The sequence below is a fragment of the uncultured Cyclobacterium sp. genome, from assembly GCF_963976465.1.
Lineage (GTDB): Bacteria > Bacteroidota > Bacteroidia > Cytophagales > Cyclobacteriaceae > Cyclobacterium.
On the sequence record NZ_CAXBOC010000537.1, the window covers coordinates 1 to 3,554 of the forward strand.

The 3,554-nt window shown below is 42.6% G+C and carries 3 protein-coding genes and 1 pseudogene; 3 read left to right on the forward strand and 1 reads right to left on the reverse strand.

The features are described 5' to 3' along the window. Positions 1-370: 370 nt before the first annotated feature. Positions 371-1,561: a DNA polymerase IV gene (gene dinB, locus AAC037_RS21740; RefSeq protein WP_303614663.1), complete on the reverse strand. Its 1,191-nt coding sequence runs from the start codon at positions 1,559-1,561 to the stop codon at positions 371-373. Positions 1,562-1,680: 119 nt separating this feature from the next. Between dinB and AAC037_RS21745 the strand changes: the two genes are divergently transcribed. The 3 genes and pseudogenes from AAC037_RS21745 to AAC037_RS21755 form a co-directional block, all read left to right on the forward strand. Further along, a complete protein-coding gene (locus AAC037_RS21745) occupies positions 1,681-2,376 on the forward strand; it encodes a helix-turn-helix domain-containing protein (protein WP_339905573.1) in 696 nt (231 codons plus the stop codon). Between the two features lie 414 nt (positions 2,377-2,790). Continuing rightward, positions 2,791-3,276: a methylated-DNA--[protein]-cysteine S-methyltransferase gene (locus tag AAC037_RS21750; RefSeq protein ID WP_303614664.1), complete on the forward strand. Its 486-nt coding sequence runs from the start codon at positions 2,791-2,793 to the stop codon at positions 3,274-3,276. 50 nt (positions 3,277-3,326) lie between these two features. Continuing rightward, positions 3,327-3,554 (forward strand): annotated as a pseudogene (locus AAC037_RS21755) (GNAT family N-acetyltransferase); the annotation flags it as partial.

A 3,554-nucleotide genomic window follows, 5' to 3' on the forward strand; every position in this document is an offset into this window, starting at 1 on the left:
TTTTTTGAAAAAAAAGGAATAGATATGAAAAAACTAAGCATATTATTAGGGTTGGTTTTGTTCCCGCTTTTGGTTCACTCCCAAGACTTGGAAAAAGTAAAAACATGGTTTTAGGAGAATTACCGAGAAACACAAAGAAAATGTATTTCGCATGATTGAGGGGATGTATTGGGAAATAGCCAATAGCAGTACTAAGGACAGAGTAACGGAAGTGATTTTAAAGGAAATGAATAGAGCGAAGGAAAGGGCAAAATCTTGTAGCCACGTGTGAAACCCGTGGTAAATACAGTGTATACGCCAAAATCCTGATGTCAGCTAGCTAAGTAACGTTACATTTCTCTATGCTTTAGAATTTCGGGATAGCCCTGACTCAGTTTTCCTTCCCATTAAACGGGTTAAATTTCCGACTCCCTACATGCATGCCCACAGCCCTGCAGACCGTTTTGTCTCCATACTTGCCATTGAGTCGATCCAAGGCCTGGTACAAAGAAATACGTTCTTCGGTATCTTCAAATAGGTTGATCTGATAATGCCCATGCACCAACCCGCTAAAGCGAACACCTATCAGCCGAATCAATAATCGCCGTTGATACAGTTGCTGAAAAAGCGCCTTTACCAGGGGAAGGAGGACATGGTCTGCTGAAGTATAAAATACCCGGCGCTGTACCGTATGGGTATCGAAATCAGAATACCGGATCTTTACCGATACGGTAGAAGTCAGTTTTTGCTGCTGCCTCAGCTTACTTGCCAGCTGTTCTGTCATGGCAGTAAGTGTGGCCTCCAGCAGACCTACATCAATGGTATCTTGCTCGAAGGTGTTTTCTGTGGAAATGGATTTGGCTTCCGAATAAGGGGTAATGGGAGAGCGATCGATACCATTGGCCTTCTCCCAAATCATCAGCCCATTTTTGCCAAAGGCAGATTCCAACAACTCCGCAGGCATGGCTTGCAGGGTGTGGATTTTCTTTACGCCCATATTGTATAGGGTATGGGAAGTTTTCTTCCCTATCATGGGGATTTTTCTCACAGACAATGGTGCCAAAAAAGGCTTCTCCTCTCCATAAGGCACTTGTTTCTCATTATTGGGCTTGGCTTCTCCCGTGGCCACTTTGGACACCGTTTTATTTTGTGAGAGTCCTAAAGAAATGGGCAAACCACTTTCTTTGATGATTTTTTGTCGCAGCTCCTGCGCCATCTTATAACAGCCAAAAAAACGGTCCATGCCCGTATAATCCACATAAAATTCATCTATAGAAGATTTTTCAAAAAGCGGTACACTCTCCCGAACAATTTCAGTGATCTCACTGGATTTCTGGCTGTACTTCGCAAAATCCCCCCTAATTTGCAAAGCCTCCGGACAGAGCTGCCTGGCCGTACGCATGGGCATGGCAGAATGAATGCCAAACTTCCGGGCCTCATAGCTGCAAGAAGCCACCACTCCCCTGTCTCCGGATCCTCCGATCAGAATAGGCTTGCCCATAAGCCGACTGTCATACAAACGCTCTACCGACACAAAAAAACTGTCTAAATCCATGTGTACAATGTTTCGTCTTTCTGCCATTACCTTCCTCTCCTAGTATGATTTACACTTTATTTTGTTAATTTTATTGACATTTTATTGTTTATAATTTAAACAATTGTTTTATATTTAAACCATTGATTTCATTAAAAAATTTGACCATGTACCTCCACAGCAATATCAAATTACTGCGCAAAAGAAAAGGGATCACACAATCCCTAATGGCCGAATCACTGGGCATCAGCAGGTCCAAGCTTGCCGGCTATGAACTAAGTATCAGCCCTCCCCTGGATACTTTGGTGAAAATCTGTGAATACCTGGAGGTATCGGTAGATCTGATGTTAAAGGAAAACCTGAAAAAATACCCTGCGCACAAGCTCAGGGAGGTGTTGGAAACCAGTCGCTATCTCAAAGGCCGAGATTTACGCATCCTCACTACCACGGTGGATGCGCAAGGGCGTGAATTAATAGAAGTGGTTTCTCAGAAAGCAAAAGCCAGTTACCTGGCAGGATTTTCAGACCCGGACTTTATTGGGGATTTGCCTCGGTTTCACCTCCCCTTTCTCCCACAGGACAAAAAATACAGGGTTTTTCAGGTAGACGGCGATTCCATGGAACCGATCCCTGACGGGGCATGGATCATTTGTGAATACATAGACGATTGGACAGCCATACGTGACGGTGAGAAATACGTTATTGTCACCGAGCAGGATGGGGTTACTTTCAAGCTGACTTACAACCAATTGAACAAAAAAAAACAGCTCTTACTCTGTTCAAGTAACCCTTTGTACCCCCCTTTTGAAGTAAAAGCGGAGACGGTTCGGGAAGTATGGAAATACCGCATGATGATGGTATAAGTATCTCAAATAAATTGGTAAAAGCAGAAATTAAAGTTACCTTTAGTCCAGTAGACAATCACCATCCGTATAATTTACAGCAACATTTTACGCTGTTATCTGTTAATAACATACAACCTTCTAAATCCCCATGAATAGGGCACTCAGAAGGCCGCTTGCAATTATTTTTATTTTGAAATGCAACAATGCCACAGGGCTTTCATTACCCCTTTTAGTAGACCTCGGCAATGCTCAGGAGAAGCTGATCGGATGAGGGAGAACTAAAAAGTCAGAGGCGGAGCATAGAGTAGCAAATTGACAAATGCCTATTCCAGGCTAAAAGAATTGAATAATAGTATATTTCATTGAAGCGTCAGCAGTAATACTGAATTAGTAGCGTTTAAACCTTTTGTTGGTTTTAAAATTGTAGAGGATATGAAAGAAACAGTAGTCATTACGTCGCCCTTAGGAAATATCAGACTTGTCGCTGCAGATGGTTTTTTGCTGTCCTGTAGTTTTACAGAAGACCCTGTAACAGAGAGAATAAACAACTTGTTTTTCCTAGACATCATCAGTCAATTGAATCGTTATTTCGATGGAGACCTCCGGATTTTTGATATTCCGGTAGCCATTGGAGGCAGCACATTCCAAAAAAAGGTTTGGATGGAAGTAAATAAGATTCCTTTTGGACAGACGGCTTCTTACCAGGACATTGCCAATGCCCTTTCTAAGCCTACCGCTGCCCGTGCTGTAGGTGCAGCCAATGGCACCAACCCACTATTGATTGTTATTCCGTGTCACAGGATCATTGCCAGTACGGGAGAGTTGACCGGCTATGCCGGAGGGCTGTGGAGAAAGCTTAAGCTGCTACAAATGGAAGCCATGGATCAGCCGGGTCAACAATATAATTTGGGTTTTTAATTTTCCGGTCAAACACTTTCTTCTTTTTACCAACATCCCTATTTTTAAAGATGGAAAAAATCAATATCCATCTTTACACACCCGAATTGGCTCCTTATTTCCTTTCCATCAATCGGGAATGGATAGAGAAATATTTTGCCATGGAGGCTTTTGATATTGCTCAACTGCAAAAACCGCAGGAAACCATCAGAGATCATGGTGGAGAAGTGTTGTTTGCCGAATGGGACAAGGAAATTGTAGGGACAGTGGCTTTGAAAAAAATAAATGAATTTGACAAT